This is a genomic window from Thalassobacillus cyri, assembly GCF_900107755.1.
GTDB classification, from domain to species: domain Bacteria; phylum Bacillota; class Bacilli; order Bacillales; family Halobacillaceae; genus Thalassobacillus; species Thalassobacillus cyri.
The window spans coordinates 110,317-129,613 of sequence record NZ_FNQR01000012.1; the positions used below are offsets into that span (position 1 = coordinate 110,317).

Genomic DNA, 19,297 nt, shown 5'->3' on the forward strand with positions numbered 1-19,297 from the left:
ACAACGCCCGACTGGATATCCAGCCGGGCGTTGTCCTTAAGATGGAGAAAAGGATGATTTATGTGATAATCCCCTCTTCAGAGGAGTTATCGCTGAGAATAAATTAATATGATACCGAGTAAATCAATGTTTCATAGCTGCTACACTGTAATCGACCTATTAACCAATTAATGATTTATACCACAATAGAAATTTGTTTGTCTGCCGTAGAGGCACTGTACTTCACACGTTGATCAGACTGCTTGATATGTTTACTTAAAATATTCTGGAGTTTTTGATAAGCAAATTCTGTGTTGTCGCCATCAATAATCATTTTGATCGGCTTCTTTGTGTTTGCCAGTAAAAAGAAGGACATTAACTTTGGCATAATGGTGACATCGGCAATCAGTTGATCCTGATGCAAATAAATTTCATAATCACTGTTACTTACAAATTTATGGATATTTATAATTTCAGATGTAGTTACCGCCTGGTTCAAATGTACTTGATAGGATGTTAGTTCTTTCAATCTAATCACCTCATATTTTATTTAACGCTTTTTGTTGTGTTGGTTAAAAGTTACCCTGCATGAGTGGCTGTCAAACATCAATAACAGCAAATAGTACTATCTGCCCGTATAGAGGTAGATGCCGTAACCCTTCCTGACAAGTTTGCATAAAATTCAAGCAGTGGAGAAGGGAATGCCCCCTTTGTTCTCTTTTTCACAAAAGCGTTTAAAGTATTGTTTCACGGGCATAGATAAAATAACTTGTTCAACTGCAAACAGCATGCTATATTTGTCTATAAAAAATTCAGGCGGAGGGGTTTCTATGTCGAAGGTAACATTAGAGACGATATTCAAACATCGCGTGACACAGAAATATCTGCAACGATCGGGTGTCAATCATGCCGTCTCCGTTGCATATAATGCATTCGATCTTGCCGCAGAGCGGGGAGTAAGCGTCGATTTAGCCGCAAAAGCGGCATTGCTTCATGATATGGGACACTACGAATGGTATCGTGATGGAAAATGGGATTATGAGGAATACCGGCGACATGATATCCATGCGATCAAAGGAGCAGAGCGCGCCCATAAACTATTGATTCGTCTTGGTGAGGATCGTCTGGTGGCAAAAGAAGTGTCATTGGCGGTACTTCTTCACACGGATAGTTATCTGCCATTTGACGTGGAAGGAAAACGGACGGAACTACAGAAAGTGGTGGCGGAGGCGGATACGATGGACGAACAGCCCGGCGGGATGCATCACTACAAAGAAATGTCACGCCAAGAAGCAATCAAGCTGCTGCGAAAGCTGGATATAAAGATTGCTGATTACCTGGCAGGAGATGCCAGGCATCCTACAACAGGATAAATAGTATAACTTATTTCAAAAATAGGCTTTACTTTTATTGAGTCTTTATATATAATTTCCTTTGTAAGAAAAATTTCTCAGAAAGCGAGGTCGAATCCAATGAAAAACATCACTCTTTACTTCCATCAATTAAATAAAGCGATACGATCGACCTCAGCTGAGCGGTAAGTTTTAATATTCTGACTATCATGAAAATGTGCATATCAGCCACAGGTCGATCATAGGATTGACTTGTGGTTTTTTAATGTAAGTATGCCCAACTGTCTATTTTGGCAGTTTGATGGGGATGCTTGTTAAAAGCCACGGGATTCTCCTGTGGCTTTTTCTTGTGTGGGAAATTAATTATTAGCAAGGCGCTTGCGCTTTTGTACGTGTGTAAAAGGATGTAGGAAACATCTTTTACTATAAATATCAACTTTTAGGAGGTGAGTGTTATGACGATTCCATTTTTCATATTCACTATTAGAATTGAAAAAAGAAAAAAAGTGAAGGGGACGAAAGATCCGAAGTACCATCGAACACCGGAAGAAGAATTGTTTGACCGTAAAATGATGTATTTATCAAAATTCTAACCCACAAGGGAGAGGAGTGACTAACATGAACGGATACTTGATGAATTTCACAGGCTGGTCGCAAGAGGAGATGGATTCGGATTAGATATTCCCTGATAGAAGGGAGGTAAAATCATGAGACTTAATATGTTATTTTTTACGATTATCATTCAAAAACAACCAAGGGAAGTACTTGAAAGAAAAGAGCAACGCCAACAAGCAATCAGTAAGCGTATCGAAGATGTCAAGCAGAAACATTTTCAACTATAAAACTAAAGAACAACAGAAAGGATGAATGACGATGATGAAATTGATAAGGTTTATGGAATGGTTAAATGTGGAGAAGGATAGCGCTTAGCTGGAATAATGAAACGATCGGAAGGGGAATTTTCTCATGAAATTAAGTATATTATTTTTCAATATCTCTATCGTCAAACGCCCGGAGCATGAGATAGTCAAAGAAGAACTGCATCAGCAACAAGTGCAGCGGCGATTGGAAAATATTAAATTAAAACAAATTAATTATTGATAATATGAAGGCGGGATCCAATGCTGATGGATCCCGCCTTCTTTTATATGAGAGGACTATACAATTAGAAAAAGCTTGGGATATCGCTTTCCGCAGTCGGATAGCCCCAGAGAACAGACTTCAAATCGTGTTTTGTCAGCCCTTGCTGGATAGCTAACGCGAAAATGTTGACCAGGTGCTCGGCTTCACTTGATAAAAAGTGTGCTCCAAGAATTTCCCCTGTAGAAGGGTTCAGCAATATTTTTACATAGGCTCCTGGCTCTTTCGTTCGTTGGTACGTGAAAAATTTCGTGATCGTTTTTGACTCCGATTCGTATGGGATATTCTTTTCCCGTGCTTCCTGCTGACTTAATCCTACCGAAGCGAGTACAGGATAAGTGAAAACGATGGAAGGTACCGGTTTCTGGACAGGGGCCATGGGTTTGTCATCCAGAATATGACTGACCAGGCGTGTTCCTTCTTCTCCTGCAGCCGGCGTAAGTGGTGGAAGCACGGTATCCGCACAGTCTCCCGCTGCGTATATGTGAGGATGTGGCAGCGATTGCTGGTTTTCGTTCACTTTGATTCCTTGTTTCGAAAATTCGATTCCCGCGTTGGCAAGTTCCAGGTGCTCGATATTGGGCGCCCGTCCAGCGCCATGGAACACCATATCTGCTTTCAATGCATGTTCGTGATTGAACTTTTTTACATCTATTTTATAACCGGAGTCGAGCTTTGTAACTTTTGTCACTTCGGTGTTGGTATGGATTTCCACACCTAAATCTTTCGTGTGCTCGATCAGTTTATTAGTCATCTCAAAATCATGATTCTCCAGAACGTTACGACCACGATGGACAATGAGGACGTCTTTTCCCAGACGTGCTGCCAGCTGAGCGAACTCAAATGAAATATAGCCTCCTCCGACGAACAAGAGACGGTCTGGCAATTCTTCCATCTCTAAAAATTGGTCACTGGTAACCAAATGTTCAAATCCTTCAAATGGAAGGTCAGCTGGTTTGGCCCCCGTTGCTATTACAATATATTTAGCTGTCACATTGTGTTCCCCGATTTTTAAAGTGTGAGGGTCGAGGAAACTCGCTGTGCCATGGTATCGTCTGATGCCCAAAGAGTTGAATTTCTCTTCTGTACCTTCAGGGACCGGTTCGGTGAATTTCTTTTTAAATGCCTGGAGGTCCTTCCAGTTTAATGTTACGTCTCCATCTAATCCCAAACCTTTCACCCGTTTGGCATCATCAACGATTTTACTGATTCCCGCCATCACTTTCTTCGGGTCACATCCGCGCTGAGGACATGTTCCGCCGTATTGCCGTTCGTCAACAATGGCCACTTCGAGGCCCGCTTTCTGAGCTTTTGTTGCTACTGTACTGCCAGCTACACCGGTACCGATGACGATCATATCGTATGTAGTGTTCATGTTCCATCCCTCCATCAATCCTTTTAATAGTAATCTACCCCTAAATGCCTAAGAAAAAACAGCTCCAACAGGTCTAAAGTGTTCATGAAACGTTAAAATTTCACCGTTCGGAAGAAAGATAGCGGCTGTTATAATGAGGGAAATGTTGCTATGAATCATATCTTTACAAGATAAAGCAGATTTACGTTAGAATGACAGATAAGAAGAATTACCAATAGATGGGCCAAAGGGAAAGGATTGTTTTACTAATGAAATTCGATCGCAAACCGATTCCGGTAACGGATGCAGTAGCAAAAGTCATGGAGTATGAACGATTCGGTGGTTGGGAAGAGGTGGCCATCGATCAGTGTGAAAATAGAATCTTAGCTGAAGGAATCACTGCCTCGCATCCAATCCCGCCTTTTAATAAATCACCTTATGACGGATTTGCGCTTAAGGCAGAAGATACGGCAGAAGCCGGCTCTGACAAACCTGTGACTTTCCGCGTCATCGAACAAGTGGGGGCAGGGCATCAGTCCAGCCGTGCGATTGAACATGGGGAAGCCGTTCGCATCATGACTGGCGCAGAAATCCCGGAAGGCGCCGACTGTGTCGCCATGTTTGAAATTTGTCAGACCTATGAAGAAGATAGTATGGACTATATGACGATCAAGCGGCAAATGGAAAAAGGACAGAACATCATCGAGAAAGGATCGGAAACATCACTCGGTGATGTGCTCGTTAACAAAGGGACACGAATTAATCCTGGCGTAAAGGCGCTACTTGCAACTTTTGGCTATCCAACTGTGAAGGTAGGAAAAAAGCCGGTGATCGGTTTGTTTGCGACAGGTACGGAATTACTGGATGTTGATGAAGAGCTACAGCCAGGTAAAATCAGAAATTCGAACGCTTATATGATAGCTGCCCAAATCGAGCGGGCAGGCGGCCATGTGAAATATTATGGCAAGCTGGAAGATGATTTCGATACGTGCTATCAGGCTGTTTCCAGAGCTTTTTCTGAAGTGGATGCTTTAATAACTACCGGTGGAGTTTCTGTCGGTGATTTTGATTTGATGCCGGACATTTATGACAAATTAGGGGCAGAAGTGTTATTCAATAAAATAGCCATGCGCCCGGGCAGTGTCACTACTGTAGCTGAGAAAGATGGCAAGCTGTTATTCGGTCTTTCCGGCAACCCTTCTGCTTGTTATGTAGGGTTTGAATTATATGCATATCCGGTCATCCAGCGGTTTGCCGGAGTGGAAAAACCTTATCATCGGAAAATTGATGCCGTGCTCGGCAAAGATTTTCCAAAACCGAATCCATTTACGAGGTTTGTCCGTGGATTTATCCATTACGAAGACGGGAAGGTACTTGTAAGCCCTGCAGGTATGGACAAATCAGCAGTTGTTACCACACTGGCGAACACAGATGCATTAATTATGCTTCCTGGTGGCACAAGAGGCTTTAAAGCCGGGGATGCCGTCCAGGCGATTTTGCTTGAGGACCCTTCCGGTCAGGCAGCATTCAAATAGCTCCTTAACCAGGGAGTAAAGGAGAAGTGATTTTATCATGACAGACACACAATATATCAGGGACCGGTTGAACCGCCCGATGAAAGACCTGCGGATCTCGGTCATCGACCAGTGTAACTTCCGTTGCACGTACTGTATGCCAGCCGAAATTTTCGGGGAGGATTATAAATTTTTACCGTTCAAAGAGTTGTTAAGCTTCGATGAAATTGTCCGGCTGGTGGAGATTTTCGCTAAATTCGGTACGGAAAAAATACGGATTACCGGAGGGGAGCCCTTACTCCGCAAGAATCTCGATCAGCTGATCAAACGTTTGTATGCGATTGACGGTATCAAAGATATTGCAATTACAACCAATGGGGTGTTTTTGACCAAACAGGCGAAAAAATTGAAAGAAGCAGGCCTCGATCGTGTCAACTTGAGCCTGGATGCCATAGAAGATGATGTGTTCAAGGAAATTAACGGCCGTGGTGTCAAAACGAAACCTGTTCTCAAGGGAATTGAAGCAGCCCAGGAAGCAGGCCTGCAGGTTAAAATCAATATGGTCGTAAAAAAAGGATTGAATGACAGCCAGATCCTTCCAATGGCCCGCTATTTCAAAGGGACCGATGTGATCCTCCGGTTTATTGAGTTTATGGATGTCGGAAACCATAATGGCTGGAACATGAACACCGTGGTCTCTAAACAGGAAATCATTGACCGTATCAACATAGAAATGCCGCTTGAACCGGCGGAACAGAATTATTATGGGGAAGTCGCTACCCGTTACCGCTATATAGATGGCAGTGGAGAAATCGGTGTCATCTCTTCCGTGACGGATTCCTTCTGCGGCAGCTGCACGAGAATCCGCTTGTCTGCGGATGGGAAATTATATACGTGTCTGTTTGCGACAACAGGCTATGATATCAAAACACCACTGCGAGAACATGCCAGCGACCATCAACTGATACTTGAGCTGATCAAGCTATGGAGCGGACGGACCGACCGCTATTCGGATGAACGCGCAGAAGGCAAGCCGCTCAAACGGGAAAAAATCGAAATGTCCTACATTGGCGGATAAAGACACCAAAAAGCTTAGAGCACCTACAAGGCTCTAAGCTTTACTTATATAGCACACTCCTTTGTCTAATCACATCCAAATACTTATAATATCGTGCGGTATCATTCCCTATAAAATGTGGCACGGGGCGTGGAAAAGCTAGTTATTGCCCTGCCCCATTATTTGCATTAGGATAACCGAACCAGCTGCCCATGTCCCGTGTTCAATCTGGTATTAAAATTATAGAAACTTTTTGCTGAAAGAAGGCTACTATTCTATAATGAAGCTAGATACATAAAGTGGGAGTGAATGGGATGAAGACGTTCAAGCTGGTTTCCCTTGATTTAGTTGAAGAAAAAGCGGAAGACATCACACAGCGAAGAATCAAGCTGATTGACGGTCTGATCATAAACCGGGAAGATGATAAAGGACGTTGGGTGATTGAAGCCTACGTAGACCAAAGTTATCAGTCTTTTTTTGAGGAATACGTTAAAAGTGAAGAAGAGTTACTGGTCCAGGTGAAAATCACGAAGGAGACGAACCAGCCAGCCACGTTTTTAGTGAAGGCGATTGACACGAACAATATCAGCGAAAACATGAATGTTCTGTTCATGGGTACAATCGTCGACCGCAGGCAGGACCAAATTGAAAAAACATTGAAGCTGCTGATCGAGGAAGGCTATCAGGGAGAAGAGCTCCTGGAAGAGTTTAAGAAACGTGGCAGTAACAACAATAAAAACTGATGAAGTAATCGGCCGTATTCACATGTGATACGGCCGATATTTTTGTTTTACGTATTCGCGCTAGATTGATTTTGTCATGCAACATTCAATAGTTTCGCGCCCAAACGAAAAGTCCTGCCATCCGCAGGACTTTTTGCATTGTCTAGGAAATTATAATATTTAATGATTGGGGTTAATATTTTGCAGGGGACTGCATCCGGCTCTAGCGCCTACCCCCTCGAGGTCTTAAGTCCATCCTCTCTGTGATTAGGAAAACTCGGCTTATCGCCAATGGATTATGACTAAAGCCTTAGTTATACTTATACTTTTATTAAACTTAATTGGAATGAAAGTACACAAAACGTCATGACGAGGCTTGGCTTAAGCTTATCGGGGGTGAGCAAGTCGCTTTCGCTTTTGTTCTTTAGGAACCAACGGGCTGCCGGGCATACTCATACGCTTCCAGCAGCAAATCGACAATGTGGACAACGCGCATATTATCCGCCAATCCTTCCCGTTCGATGCCAAGTTTCATTTGCAGCAGGCATCCCGGGTTCGCGGTTACGATGGTTTTCGCCATGGTATCCTGCACCTGTTCCATTTTATAATCAAGAATTTGCATCGACATTTCTGACTCGACGATATTATAGATGCCGGCGGAGCCGCAGCATCGGTCAGCATCCTTCATTTCTTTGTATTGTGCCCCTGCGATAGATTGCAGCAATTGACGGGGTTCCAGGAATGTCTTTTGCACGTTTTTCAAATGACAGGAATCCTGGTAGGTGATGATCTGTTCTGGCAGTTCGAGCGGAAGTTTATCAAATTCTAATTCACTCAAGACGCTTGATATGTCTTTAATTTTAACAGCAAATGCTGCTGCACGCGGTGCCCATTCAGGATCATCCTTTAACAGGTGGTCATAATCGGTAAGAAACGCACCGCAGCCGCCTGCATTGGTGATAATATAATCAGCTCCGGATGTTTCGAATGCTGCGATATTCCGTTTAGCGAGTTCTTTTGCCTGCTGTTTCTCGCCGCTATGGCCGTGCAACGCGCCGCAGCAAGCCTGGCTGTCAGGAATCACGATTTCGCAACCGGCATACTGTAATAGTTTCATGGTTGCATCATTGGTCGCCATGAACATGGAATCCATCAGACACCCGGAAAAGAAAGCAACTTTTTTCTTTTGCGGTACGAGAGAAGGTAAATGATCCGGACGGTTCTTCAGCTGTTTCAATGATGGTACTTCCGGAAGCACTTGCTCCATTGTCCTTAAGTTTTCCGGCAAAAACTTCATGAGCCCTGTGCGACGGGCTGCCTTTTGTAAACCGCTCCGCTGGTAAAAACCTAACAGGCCAGTCATCGTTCTCATGCGGCTTTGGTTAGGAAATAATCCTTTGAAAGCGATGTTCCGAATTGCTTTTGTAGAAGCGGTTAACTGATGATTCTGATAGATGATATCCCTTGCCTGCTCAAGCAGGTGGCCGTAATTGACTCCGGAAGGACAGACGGGCTCGCAGGCCCGGCAGCCGAGACACATATCGAGTGACCGTTTTACGTCTTCATCTGGCTCAATATCTCCATCGACAACCGCTTTCATTAAAGCAATGCGGCCGCGGGGGGAGTGTGCTTCATCATAACCGCTCTCGATATATGTCGGGCAGCTTGGAAGACAAAAACCGCATCGCATACAATTCAGCAGTTCATCGTAATCCATTTTGTCCTGGAATTCTGTCTGGATCCGTTTCTTTTCTTGTACTGTGATCATGGCTGTACCACCACTCGTTTCCTTTCCGACTTGGCAAAAACTTTTCCTGGATTCATGATGTTGTTAGGATCGAAAGCCTGCTTGATTCCTTTCATGGCGGCAATTCCTTCTTCTCCCAGTTTCAAGTGAAGATAAGGCGACTTCATGGCCCCTACGCCATGTTCACCGGTAATCGTACCTCCAAGCTCGACCGCTTTGTGGAAAATCGCTTCGAATGCCTGCTCGACGCGATGGATTTCCTCTTTATTCCGGACATCGGTCAAACAAGTGGGGTGGAGGTTGCCGTCACCAGCATGGCCGAAGGTACAAATTTCCACGTCATATTCCTTGGCAATGTCATTAATAGCACGTACCATTTCTGCGATTTTCGAGCGGGGGACAGTCGCGTCTTCCAAAATCGTGGTCGGCTTTAAACGTGCCAAAGCAGATAATGCTGTCCGTCTTGCTGTCCGGAGGGCATCCGCTTCAACTTCCGATTTTGCGACGTCGACCTGGATCGCCTGGTTTTCTCGGCACAGCGCTGCGATTTTGGCGATATCCCGTTCAACGACTTCTTCCGGGCCATCCTGTTCAATCAATAATACCGCTTCGATATCGGTAGGAAGTCCGATTTGGGCAAATTCTTCGACGACCTTCAGGGTAGGCCGGTCGAGAAATTCCAGCGTGGTCGGTATGATTCGGTGGGCGATGATGCTCGACACCGCTTCTGCCGCCGCTTCAATATCCTCATATAATGCAAGCATCGTCTTTTTCGTTTCCGGAATCGGCACTAATTTCAACGTTGCTTCTGTAATCACTCCAAGCGTCCCTTCCGAACCTACAAACAACCGGGTCAAATCATATCCAGCCACATCTTTGGCAAGCTTCCCGCCGGTACGGATGATGTCACCATTGGGCAAAACAACTTCAAGCCCCATCACGTAGTCTCTGGTCACGCCATATTTCAAGCCCCGGAGGCCGCCGGAATTCTCATTCAGATTTCCTCCTATCGTGGAGATTTTCATGGAAGAAGGGTCAGGGGGATAAAACAGCCCTTTCGCTTCGACGGCATGAATCATATCGAGCGTGATCAACCCAGGCTGGACGGTGATCGTCAGGTTTTCTTCGTCAATCTCGATGATATCCTGCATATGCTTAAACAGCAGCACGATGCCTCCATTCAAAGGGGTAGTGCCCGCTGATAGGTTCGTTCCAGAACCGCGTGGAACGATAGGAACTTTGTTTTCATTACACAGCTTCAATACGGAGGCTGTTTCTTCGGTGTTCCTTGGAGCAACGACCGCATCTGGCATCGACTGGAACTGTGGCGTAGCATCATAAGAATAAACAAGCCGGCTGGCTTTGTTATCCTGGAAATTTTCCGGTCCGACAATAGCTGTAAGCTGGCGTTTTAATGCTTCGTTTAACATAAAAAAACTCCCCCAAAAGAATGATTACTTTCATTATAAGAAATGCCGGATCTGACAGCTATATAAGAATTCACAAAGATTAAGCCCTTACATGCTTTTCTTTTGTTTGTTCCTCCAAAAAATACAACCCCATATAAAGTGTCATTAAATCACGGAATACTTTAGGATCAAGGGAGGTAAGTGCTTCAATTCGTTTGAACCGGTAATGGATGGTATTAATATGTACATGCATATCTTCTGCGGCAGCTTTTATTTTCAGATCGTTCTTAAAATAAATAATCAGGGTATCGATCAAATCTTTCTCACCTTTGATGCGTTCAATTGTCCTCGTTATGAAATCCGAACGTGTAGCATGGCTGATTTCCTGAATACACATCTCGAGTCCCAACTCCTCATCAAAAAATATCCCGTCATTTTTATCAGCGACCAGTAACGCGCGTTCCGCCTGTTCATAAGAAATATTAACTTCTTCTCTGGAAACGGGTTGGCCAATCCCTGCCGTCATCGTTATCCCATATCGCTTCTCCAGTTCCTGTTTCCATTTTAAAAAAGAAGTCTTGCGATGTGTGATCCGGTTAGCTTCATCAGAACTCATGGCCACTTCAAGAAGCACATAACGATCGCTGCCTAAACGGGCGAAAATATCGTTTTTCGTAGGTAGTAAGCGTGACTTTAAAAAATCCAGGACGACTGGTTCTTTGTCCGCATTCATGTTCCGGAGATGGATGATGGTGCTTCTTCTCGGTAACGACAAATCAATGCCCAGCATATCCGCCCGTTCCTGGAAATTTTCCGAGTCCGTGTGCTGGTGAATCCAGTCAAATACCAAGCCTTCTACCGCCCGAGTTTTCCACTCCACTTGCTCTTTATAATAATTTTCGTGGATCAATAGTTCGGTCATTTTTTTTAAGAGAGATCCAAAGGGGGTTACTTTTTCCGGATTACCTGTTATACCAATCACCCCTACGACATGGTGTTGAAACATAATTGGCAGATTAATGCCGGCCTTGACACCTTGCAGCTGGGATTCGTCTTGCTCGGTCAATAGGACGTTTCTTTTTTCATGGGCGGCAATCATAGCTCCTTCGTGAAAGCTTCCAATCCGATCCCGAGCCGTACTGGCGATGATATTCCCTTCTGTATTCACGATGATGAAGTCCTCATCCATCAATTTTCTGACTTCCTGTAGAATCCTTTGTGCTAATGCTTCTGATAAAAACATATCCTACCTCCTCACAGGCTGCTGCTTCCATTTTACCTTGAGCTTTAGGGAAAAACCCAGACGTTCCGGACAATTTTTGCCGAATCTCTAGGAAATTTCTGCAGCACACTGCTATAATGGGTAGAAGATTCTCTAAAGAGCAGGCGCAGCTAGTCGACAAAGGAGAAACAATATGAAAATCAGGAAACGGAACTTACGATCAATCAATAACTTGTCCCCATTCAAATTGATCGCTTTGTTCTATTTATTTGCCGTTACGGTATCCTCACTTTTATTGGCTATGCCGGTTGCGCATCAGCCGGGTGTGGAACTATCATTCATCGATATATTATTCACTGCAGTAAGTGCTGTCAGTGTGACCGGCCTCAGTGTCATTACAGTAGCGGATACCTTCAGCACGACCGGCATCATCCTCCTTGCTTTTGTCCTTCAGCTTGGTGGAATCGGCGTGATGAGCATCGGTACAGCGATTTGGATGCTCTTAGGGAAAAAAATCGGTCTGAAGGAACGCCGCTTGATTATGACTGACCAGAACCAGACTTCTTTCCAGGGCGTCGTCCGATTGATCCGTCAGATTATTGGGGTTGTTCTGTTGATTGAATTTGTCGGTTTTGTCACACTCGGCACTTATTTTTTACAATATTATCCTCCGGAGGAAGCTTATCTTCATGGATTTTTTGGAACGATCAGTGCCATGACCAATGGCGGTTTTGATATTACGGGAGCTTCACTGATCCCTTACAAGGATGATTATTTCGTACAATTCATCAATATGCTGCTGATTGTAGCTGGTGCCATCGGTTTTCCGGTGTTGATTGAGGTGAAAGAATACCTTTTTAAAAATACAACGCCCGGAGAGAATAAACGGTTTTCCTTATTTGCGAAATTGACTTCGTTTACGTTTTTAATGCTGGTCATTTTTGGAATGGTAATGATCATCTTTTTTGAATTCAATCATTTTTTTGCTGATAAAAATTGGCATGAGATCCTGTTCTATGCTCTCTTCCAATCGGTGACGACGCGAAGCGGTGGACTGGCAACTATGGATGTCGGCCAATTGACAGAACAGACAAAACTGTTCCTTTCGTCCTTGATGTTCATCGGGGCGTCACCAAGCAGTGTCGGCGGCGGTATACGGACGACTACTTTCGCATTGCTGGTTATTTTCATGCTTACTTATGCCAGGGGACAAACACGAGTACGGGTGTTTCGGCGCGAGATTCATGACGACGATTTAATCAAAGCGGTTGTCGTTACCATCATGGCAGTAATGATTTGTTTTGTGGCTGTAGTCGCTTTGACGATCACAGAACCCTACACCATAGGGGATCTTCTGTTTGAAGTGACCTCAGCGTTCGGGACTGTGGGTTTGTCCACCGGTATTACCCCCGGGTTATCGACTTTTGCCAAGTTTGTACTGATGTCGCTTATGTTCATCGGACGTATCGGCATATTGACTTTCCTATTCACATTGAAGCAAGAAAAAAAGAAGACGGGAAAGTATCACTACCCGAAAGAACGAATCATTATAGGTTAAATAAAACACAAAAAAAGCGCCTCCTATATAAAGGAGTGCGCTTTTTTGCGCTTTTCAATGCGATGATTAGCTTAGCAGTAGAATGCTGCTCCTACAATGATGAGCAAGATAAACAACACTACAATCAACGCGAAGTTGCTACCGTAAGCACCTCGACGTCCGTAAGGGTAACAATGGTACATTAAAAGCTCACCTCCTCGGTTGGTACACTGATACTATATGCAACCGGGAGTTTCGTGTATGGTCATTCACCCAGATTATAGACAATTAACATGTTCAATCTGTCTGGTAAGAAGCATCATGGGTGGGGTGAGAAAAGTTTTTCCGCTTCGCGTAATAATTTTCTTCCATGAGCTTCCGGTTATGGGAAGTGTTCCAGCCGATATCATTGGTTTCGTGGACCCATTCATCACCAGACATGACAGCCGGGTCAATTTCTTCACTCCAATGATTGAGTGGAGAATTCATGGAATCATAGTAGCTGTCTCCGATGGTGACACCATAGGGATTAACGAAAGGGGCCTTCCGTTTTTTCTTTTCGACATTCGGTGCATTGATTTGATGAGGAAACGAGGTGAATTCATCCATTTGTCGCTCGATATTTTGTTCACGCATTAGACATCCCTCCTTATCCCTATCTTTCCCAGTAAGAAAAGGATTATGAAAAATTCACGCACGTTACTAAAAGATTACCCGCTTATATCCATCAGAAGAAGAATAACTACTGTTATATGTCAAAATGACAAATGATACCCTGTTATAATGCTGGTAATACCTAGTTGTTTTGAGGTGTAGCATAATTTTTGAGCATAAAATTGCTACAGTTATGACCTTTGTCACATACAGACCGTTCATGTGTTTTTATAATGGATGTAGAATCAACCCACGTCACTTAAAAAGCAAAGGGGGATCCTATGTCAATTTTGCCCACTACTAATGAACTTGGTTTTTTTGAAATCCGGTTAGAATCAATTGGCGGGCTAGGTGCCAATCTGGCTGGAAAAATGCTTGCAGAAGCTGGCGTATTAGGCCATGGTTTAAACGGTTCTAACTTTTCTTCTTATGGTTCCGAAAAAAAGGGGACGCCAGTCAAAGCATTCATTCGTTTTTGTGAACCTGAGGTAGAAATCAGAGCCCATTCACCAATTGAAGAGCCGCATGTGATCGGTGTATTTCATGAAGCGTTATATAAAACAGTCGATGTCGTCAACGGCTTGCAAGCGGATGGTATCGTGCTGGTAAATAGTGAACGCGATATGGAAGCGGTCCGGGAAGAGCTGGAACTCGATCACGGTACGTTAGCTGTCGTTGACGCCATGAGTATCGCTGTCGAAGAAAATACTCGGATCAATACCGCCATGCTTGGTGCACTTTACCGCGTACTCAGATTTTTAGATGTAGATAAGATGCGTGATGTCATCCGCGAAACGTTTGGTAAAAAGTATCCGCACATAGTCGATGCTAACATCCGGACATTCAATCGTGGATACGAAGAAGTCAGCTTTAAAAGCTATGAAGTACCTGAAGGAGCAGAACAAAAACCATTTGAACGTCAGCCATCACGGTTAGGATATGAAACCCAGGAAATCGGGGGTATCATCTCCGCTCAGGCGAATAGTATCGCGAAAGACTTAAGTGGATCCAGGCAAGGATTCTTACCTGCCTTCGAACAGGAAAAATGTATCAACTGCACCCACTGTGACACGGTGTGTCCTGATTTTTGCTTCGTATGGGAAGAGAGGGAAGACAAACGCGGCCGCAAGCAAATGGTTCTGCAGGGAATCGATTACCAGTATTGCAAAGGGTGCCTGAAGTGCGTTGAGGTCTGTCCGACAAGTGCTTTAACTGAAATTAGAGAGACGATTGGTTACAGTGACGAGCACCGCGTGAAGCAAACGTTCCCCTATGTGGAAGGAGTGGTAAAATGAATCATGTCATAACAGAAAAAGAAAAATTGCAAGCACCTGCAGGTCAGCAGGTAAGCTTTGAATCAGGCAATGAAATGGCAGCTAAGGCTGCTGCGCAAATCAACTATCATATTATGGGATACTTCCCAATTACCCCATCCACAGAAATTGCCCAATATCTGGATCAGATGAAGGCAAGAGGAGAACATGATATCAAACTTATTCCTGCCGATGGCGAGCATGGTTCAGCCGGTATCTGCTACGGAGCGGCGGTAAGTGGCGCCCGTGTCTTCAATGCTACCAGTGCAAACGGCTTTTTATTCATGCTCGAGGAACTTCCTGTACAGTCAGGCACTCGTTTCCCGATGGTATTAAATCTGGTTACCCGTGCAGTGAGCGGACCGCTTGATATCCGCGGGGATCATTCCGACTTATATTTTGCGCTGAATACAGGCTGGGTAATCTTAACAGCAAGTACACCGCAAGCTGTCTATGACTTGAATATCATGGCGTTAAAAGTAGCAGAACATCATGATGTGCGCCTGCCAGTCATCGTTGCCTTTGATGGATTTTTCACTTCCCACCAAAAGCGGAAGGTCCTTTCATTCAAAAATAGGGAAGTAGTATCAGAATTCATCGGCGAACGTCCCACCGATTTTCCTAACGCGGTAGATAAAGAAAATCCTGTGACAATCGGGGCTCATATGAATGGGGATGACTTGATTCATAATAATTACCAGCAGTCGGAAGCCATCTACCGGGCAGAAAAAGTTTTTGAAGAAATTCAGGAAGCCTATGAAAAGCTATCTGGAAGAGCGTATCCAACTATCGAAACTTACGAAATGGAAGACGCGGAGGCTGCGGTATTTCTAATCAACTCTGCAGCCGAAACGGCGAAAGACGTGGTCGATCGTTATCGTAAACAAGGAAAGAAAGTCGGGGTCATCAGTCCGAATATGATTCGTCCTTTCCCGAAAGAAGCTGTTAAGCAAGCGCTGAAACATGTCAAAGCAGTGCTTGTCGGTGAGCGTGCTGATAGCTACGGTGCCAAGGGCGCGAATATGACCCTTGAAATCAAAGCGGCCTTGCAGGAAATGCCAGGCCAGCAGCCAGTTGTTTTAAGCCGGGTGTATGGTGTCGGAGGAAAAGACTTTTATGAGCAGGATGCTGAAGTATTTTTTAATGAAGCGTTAGAAGCTGCGGAAACCCCCGTCGCGGCGAAACCGTTTGATTATTATGGCGTGCATGCTGGCGATTCCAAAAAGCGGCTCCTTCCCATCATAGAGCCCCAGCATTCCGGCTCTTATGATTCGGGGCTGATTAAAGTCACTCATGATGAAGTGACGGGTAAATTAAAGGTGAAAGTGCCGCCGCTCCGGCAGCTGATGAATAAACCGAAGCGGATCGCTTCAGGCCATGGTGCCTGCCCTGGCTGTGGTATCTTTCCAGGCCTTGAACTATTTTTTAAAGGCATTGAAGGAGACGTCGTGGTCTTATTCCAGACAGGGTGCGGTTATGTAGTTAGTGCTGCTTACCCACATTCCTCCCATAAGCAGACGTTCATCCATAATCTGTTCCAGAATGGTGCAGCCACATTATCGGGGACAGTGGAAGCTTTTTATGAAATGAAACGTCGCGGAGAAGTAGAAGTAGGAGATGATTTTACCTTTGTCATGGTGACAGGTGATGGAGGGATGGATATCGGCATGGGTTCAGCCATCGGCACTTCGTTAAGAAACCATGGCATGATCATCGTAGAATACGACAATGAAGGATATATGAATACAGGTTCGCAAATGTCTTATTCAACACCAATTGGCCATATGACATCAACATCCAATATCGGTAAAGCACAAAAAGGAAAGGCCTTTCATCATAAGGACACCCCGCAGATCATGGCAGCAACGAATATTCCTTATGTGTTCACCGGCACCGAAGCTTACCCCCAGGACCTGATCAAAAAAGCGGCTAAAGCGCAGTGGTATGCGAAGCACGAAGGCCTGGTCTATGGAAAACTCCTGATCACCTGTCCATTGAACTGGAAAAGTGAGGAGCGTTATGGCCAGACCATCATCAAGGCTGCTGTGGATTCCTGTTTCTTTCCGTTATATGAAGTAGAAAAAGGAAAAACGGCTATCACTTATAATCCGGAAGCAAAGAATAAACGCGAGCCGGTCAGTGAATGGCTGAAATATCTTGGCAAAACAAAGCATTTACTGAAGCCGGAAAACGAAGCAATCTACCTTGAATTTGAGGAAGAAGTGGAAAAGCGCTGGAATCGGTTAAAAGCAAAACATGAATGTGAATATCTTTGATCCCGAGCCCCGGTTTTTTAACCGGGGCTTCTCGCACTTTAAGTAAGTTTAAATTTATAAAAAGTTTAAAGGTAAAAAAATACTAAGGCCTTCTCCATAAGTCTTGGCGACAAGCCAAGTTTTTCTAACATGAGAAGTACTGGGGAAAAATATAATGAATAAAACATACACGACAGAAGAAGGAGGGGGAGGAATGAGGACAGAAGCGTTACGTATAGCTGGCACAAACCCTGCTATCGTTTTCAACGCCTCCGAAAAAAACGCGTCAATCACGGTGGACAAAAGGAAATATAACCTTCAACCGGCTGAATGGATGCATATTAAGGAAACAATCGGATTCAGTGGCAGCAACATAGCGGTCTCAGCGGATTGTTTTTATTGCATGCTTGACCAAGACGGTGATTTAGAGTTGTGGTCCTATCCCCTTAAGCGGCCTCCAAAAGAAGAAGCTTCTTTGCAAATCATCCATGGGGGAACCGGCCGTCTTACAGCAAAAGCTAGATATGGGGATACCTTTCCATCACTTAATCCCGGCAGTTCTACTAGTCCAATTACATTATTCGTACCGATGGATGTAGTGATTGATTTTTATGAGTCTACCGAACATCGTAAAGGAACTTATCATTATGTGACGAAAGAGAATCAGGCTGGCATGCTTCTCTATACTGGTTCATGTCTTTATTTTATCGAAATCTTTCCTTCTCATTAACAGGCATGATAAAAGGCGATTCTCCTGGACAGGGAATCGCCTTTTATGGAGGTTTGTGATGGGTCTTAGAAGTCATTATCTGCATCAGTTATACCACTGGAGCAGTCTTTGTTTCTTTTTTAGCGATCGTTTGACGAATATAAGGAATGACCCAGCGGTCTAGACCAAACTTAGCTGCGTTGAATCCAGCTGCTGCAATGAACACGGTCAACAATACCATTTGAGCATTGGTACTGACAGTTCCACTGAACAGGAAGGCGAAGTTCATTGCTAATCCCATGATTGCTGCGAAGTTAGTGAAAATACCTAGAATAAGTGCGATCCCTACTAAAACTTCACCCCACATGACAAGGAATGTAAAAATCTCTGCGTTTGGAAGAGCTACACCTTCAAGGAAACTTGCCCACCAGCCTTGTACAGCAGGGTGTTCACCAGATGCTTTTCCGATAGCTCCCTGGATGAAGCCGGCAGAATCAAAGCCTCCGCCTGTCAACTTACCCCAGCCTGCTGTCAGCCAGGCATAGCCGATGTAAACCCGAATCACTGTCAAAATTGCAGCCACTACATTGTTTTCTCTTAGTAATTTGTTAATCATAGTTTCCACTTCCTTTATAGGATTTTGTTCACTGTTTCACATGATTAGTTAAAAGAAGAACACCTTAGCCGGCTTTTGTGTGGGTGTTATCTTTTACAGTTACATCATATCACCTTTTTTAAGATTTGCAGTAACTTTGTGATGTATTTCACATTTTAGCAATAAAGTTATGGCAAAGATGTGAAAAACAGGGTTTTTCAGCACCTGCAGGTTTAGACCAGGCATAGGAATTTGCTTGATTTAGATGGCAAACGCAGGTAAAATCTTAATTGACATACCTTTCGCTACTGATGTAGTACCAGCCTAAGGTGAATTACTAATACTTATTGTTATAGCGTACACTACAAAATGAATGAATCATCGAGCTATCGGAGAAAATTCTGGAGGTGAAGCAGCATGTGGGAAGTTACATTTTTTATTATTTCTGCACTTATCCTATTATTGAACATCGGATACTGTATCTTTGATCACGGTTAATAAGTAAAGAAGCCAACAAACACGAAGTAGTTCAGCTTTAAAGTACAAATGCTTACTTGTACTTTCAAAGCTGAACTACTTTTTTATTTTCACAAAGTCCCTGTTAATCGTTATTAATGATTTATACTAAGAGGCTTATTCAACAATAGGGCCGAAAAGTCGAAGACTTGATTTCGAGATAATTTGGGTCCGTCGCCTAATTAGGAGAAGGGAGGCTGGGAAACGGTTCGCTTTCCTGTG

At 44.0% G+C, this 19,297-nt stretch carries 19 protein-coding genes; 11 read left to right on the forward strand and 8 right to left on the reverse strand.

Annotation, left to right across the window (positions count from 1 at the left end; genetic code table 11):
* Positions 1 to 175 precede the first annotated feature (175 nt).
* Entirely contained in the window at positions 176 to 508 is a 333-nt protein-coding gene (locus BLV00_RS14610) for a hypothetical protein (RefSeq protein ID WP_093045704.1), read from the reverse strand.
* Positions 509 to 809: 301 nt separating this feature from the next.
* On the opposite strand from BLV00_RS14610, the gene BLV00_RS14615 reads away from it, so the two are divergent.
* The 4 genes from BLV00_RS14615 (at position 810) to BLV00_RS21725 (ending at position 2,432) form a co-directional block, all read left to right on the forward strand.
* A complete protein-coding gene (locus BLV00_RS14615) occupies positions 810 to 1,352 on the forward strand; it encodes an HD domain-containing protein (RefSeq protein WP_093045705.1) in 543 nt (180 codons plus the stop codon).
* A gap of 434 nt (positions 1,353 to 1,786) precedes the next feature.
* Positions 1,787 to 1,924, forward strand: a complete 138-nt coding sequence (locus BLV00_RS22045) for a hypothetical protein (protein ID WP_176791576.1) — start codon at positions 1,787 to 1,789, stop codon at positions 1,922 to 1,924.
* 114 nt (positions 1,925 to 2,038) lie between these two features.
* The gene (locus BLV00_RS22565) at positions 2,039 to 2,173 is read left to right on the forward strand and encodes a hypothetical protein (RefSeq protein WP_281243047.1); all 135 of its coding nucleotides are present in this window, start codon (positions 2,039 to 2,041) and stop codon (positions 2,171 to 2,173) included.
* A gap of 124 nt (positions 2,174 to 2,297) precedes the next feature.
* On the forward strand, positions 2,298 to 2,432 hold the full coding sequence (locus tag BLV00_RS21725; RefSeq protein WP_143030732.1) for a YrzI family small protein: 135 nt from the start codon (positions 2,298 to 2,300) through the stop codon (positions 2,430 to 2,432).
* A gap of 64 nt (positions 2,433 to 2,496) precedes the next feature.
* On the opposite strand, the gene BLV00_RS14620 is transcribed toward BLV00_RS21725, so the two are convergent.
* Positions 2,497 to 3,846 (reverse strand): dihydrolipoyl dehydrogenase family protein, encoded by a 1,350-nt coding sequence (locus BLV00_RS14620; protein WP_176791579.1) that lies wholly within the window; start codon positions 3,844 to 3,846, stop codon positions 2,497 to 2,499.
* 248 nt (positions 3,847 to 4,094) lie between these two features.
* On the opposite strand from BLV00_RS14620, the gene BLV00_RS14625 reads away from it, so the two are divergent.
* From BLV00_RS14625 to BLV00_RS14635, 3 genes are all read left to right on the forward strand, one after another.
* Positions 4,095 to 5,360 carry a molybdopterin molybdotransferase MoeA gene (locus BLV00_RS14625; RefSeq protein WP_093045707.1) on the forward strand — a complete coding sequence of 422 codons (1,266 nt, stop codon included), beginning with the start codon at positions 4,095 to 4,097 and terminating at the stop codon, positions 5,358 to 5,360.
* A 37-nt stretch (positions 5,361 to 5,397) separates the two neighbouring features.
* Complete coding sequence (gene moaA, locus BLV00_RS14630; protein ID WP_093045708.1) at positions 5,398 to 6,417, forward strand: GTP 3',8-cyclase MoaA; 1,020 nt, start codon at positions 5,398 to 5,400, stop codon at positions 6,415 to 6,417.
* Positions 6,418 to 6,710: 293 nt separating this feature from the next.
* The gene (locus tag BLV00_RS14635) at positions 6,711 to 7,139 is read left to right on the forward strand and encodes a YwpF-like family protein (RefSeq protein ID WP_093045709.1); all 429 of its coding nucleotides are present in this window, start codon (positions 6,711 to 6,713) and stop codon (positions 7,137 to 7,139) included.
* A 403-nt stretch (positions 7,140 to 7,542) separates the two neighbouring features.
* Here the strand turns inward: BLV00_RS14635 and BLV00_RS14640 are convergent, their stop codons facing one another.
* From BLV00_RS14640 to BLV00_RS14650, 3 genes are all read right to left on the reverse strand, one after another.
* The gene (locus tag BLV00_RS14640) at positions 7,543 to 8,886 is read right to left on the reverse strand and encodes a (Fe-S)-binding protein (protein ID WP_093045710.1); all 1,344 of its coding nucleotides are present in this window, start codon (positions 8,884 to 8,886) and stop codon (positions 7,543 to 7,545) included.
* On the reverse strand, positions 8,883 to 10,295 hold the full coding sequence (glcD, locus tag BLV00_RS14645; RefSeq protein ID WP_093045711.1) for a glycolate oxidase subunit GlcD: 1,413 nt from the start codon (positions 10,293 to 10,295) through the stop codon (positions 8,883 to 8,885). Before glcD ends, BLV00_RS14640 begins: the two co-directional genes overlap by 4 nt.
* A gap of 79 nt (positions 10,296 to 10,374) precedes the next feature.
* The gene (locus BLV00_RS14650) at positions 10,375 to 11,517 is read right to left on the reverse strand and encodes a CdaR family transcriptional regulator (protein WP_093045712.1); all 1,143 of its coding nucleotides are present in this window, start codon (positions 11,515 to 11,517) and stop codon (positions 10,375 to 10,377) included.
* 172 nt (positions 11,518 to 11,689) lie between these two features.
* On the opposite strand from BLV00_RS14650, the gene BLV00_RS14655 reads away from it, so the two are divergent.
* On the forward strand, positions 11,690 to 13,054 hold the full coding sequence (locus tag BLV00_RS14655; RefSeq protein ID WP_093045713.1) for a TrkH family potassium uptake protein: 1,365 nt from the start codon (positions 11,690 to 11,692) through the stop codon (positions 13,052 to 13,054).
* A gap of 71 nt (positions 13,055 to 13,125) precedes the next feature.
* Here the strand turns inward: BLV00_RS14655 and BLV00_RS14660 are convergent, their stop codons facing one another.
* Together BLV00_RS14660 and BLV00_RS14665 are read right to left on the reverse strand one after the other, a co-directional pair.
* Positions 13,126 to 13,236: a YjcZ family sporulation protein gene (locus tag BLV00_RS14660; protein WP_084315624.1), complete on the reverse strand. Its 111-nt coding sequence runs from the start codon at positions 13,234 to 13,236 to the stop codon at positions 13,126 to 13,128.
* 94 nt (positions 13,237 to 13,330) lie between these two features.
* Positions 13,331 to 13,669 carry a DUF3905 domain-containing protein gene (locus tag BLV00_RS14665; protein WP_037985650.1) on the reverse strand — a complete coding sequence of 113 codons (339 nt, stop codon included), beginning with the start codon at positions 13,667 to 13,669 and terminating at the stop codon, positions 13,331 to 13,333.
* Positions 13,670 to 13,968: 299 nt separating this feature from the next.
* On the opposite strand from BLV00_RS14665, the gene BLV00_RS14670 reads away from it, so the two are divergent.
* The 3 genes from BLV00_RS14670 to BLV00_RS14680 all read left to right on the forward strand — a co-directional run bounded on the left by BLV00_RS14670 (position 13,969) and on the right by BLV00_RS14680 (position 17,985).
* Positions 13,969 to 14,982, forward strand: a complete 1,014-nt coding sequence (locus BLV00_RS14670) for a 2-oxoacid:acceptor oxidoreductase family protein (RefSeq protein WP_093045714.1) — start codon at positions 13,969 to 13,971, stop codon at positions 14,980 to 14,982.
* Complete coding sequence (locus BLV00_RS14675) at positions 14,979 to 17,276, forward strand: thiamine pyrophosphate-dependent enzyme (RefSeq protein ID WP_093045715.1); 2,298 nt, start codon at positions 14,979 to 14,981, stop codon at positions 17,274 to 17,276. The genes BLV00_RS14670 and BLV00_RS14675 overlap by 4 nt, the downstream gene beginning before the upstream one ends.
* A 154-nt stretch (positions 17,277 to 17,430) precedes the next feature.
* The gene (locus BLV00_RS14680; protein ID WP_218131910.1) at positions 17,431 to 17,985 is read left to right on the forward strand and encodes a hypothetical protein; all 555 of its coding nucleotides are present in this window, start codon (positions 17,431 to 17,433) and stop codon (positions 17,983 to 17,985) included.
* An 88-nt stretch (positions 17,986 to 18,073) separates the two neighbouring features.
* On the opposite strand, the gene BLV00_RS14685 is transcribed toward BLV00_RS14680, so the two are convergent.
* Positions 18,074 to 18,580 carry a DoxX family protein gene (locus BLV00_RS14685; protein WP_093045717.1) on the reverse strand — a complete coding sequence of 169 codons (507 nt, stop codon included), beginning with the start codon at positions 18,578 to 18,580 and terminating at the stop codon, positions 18,074 to 18,076.
* Positions 18,581 to 19,297 lie beyond the last annotated feature (717 nt).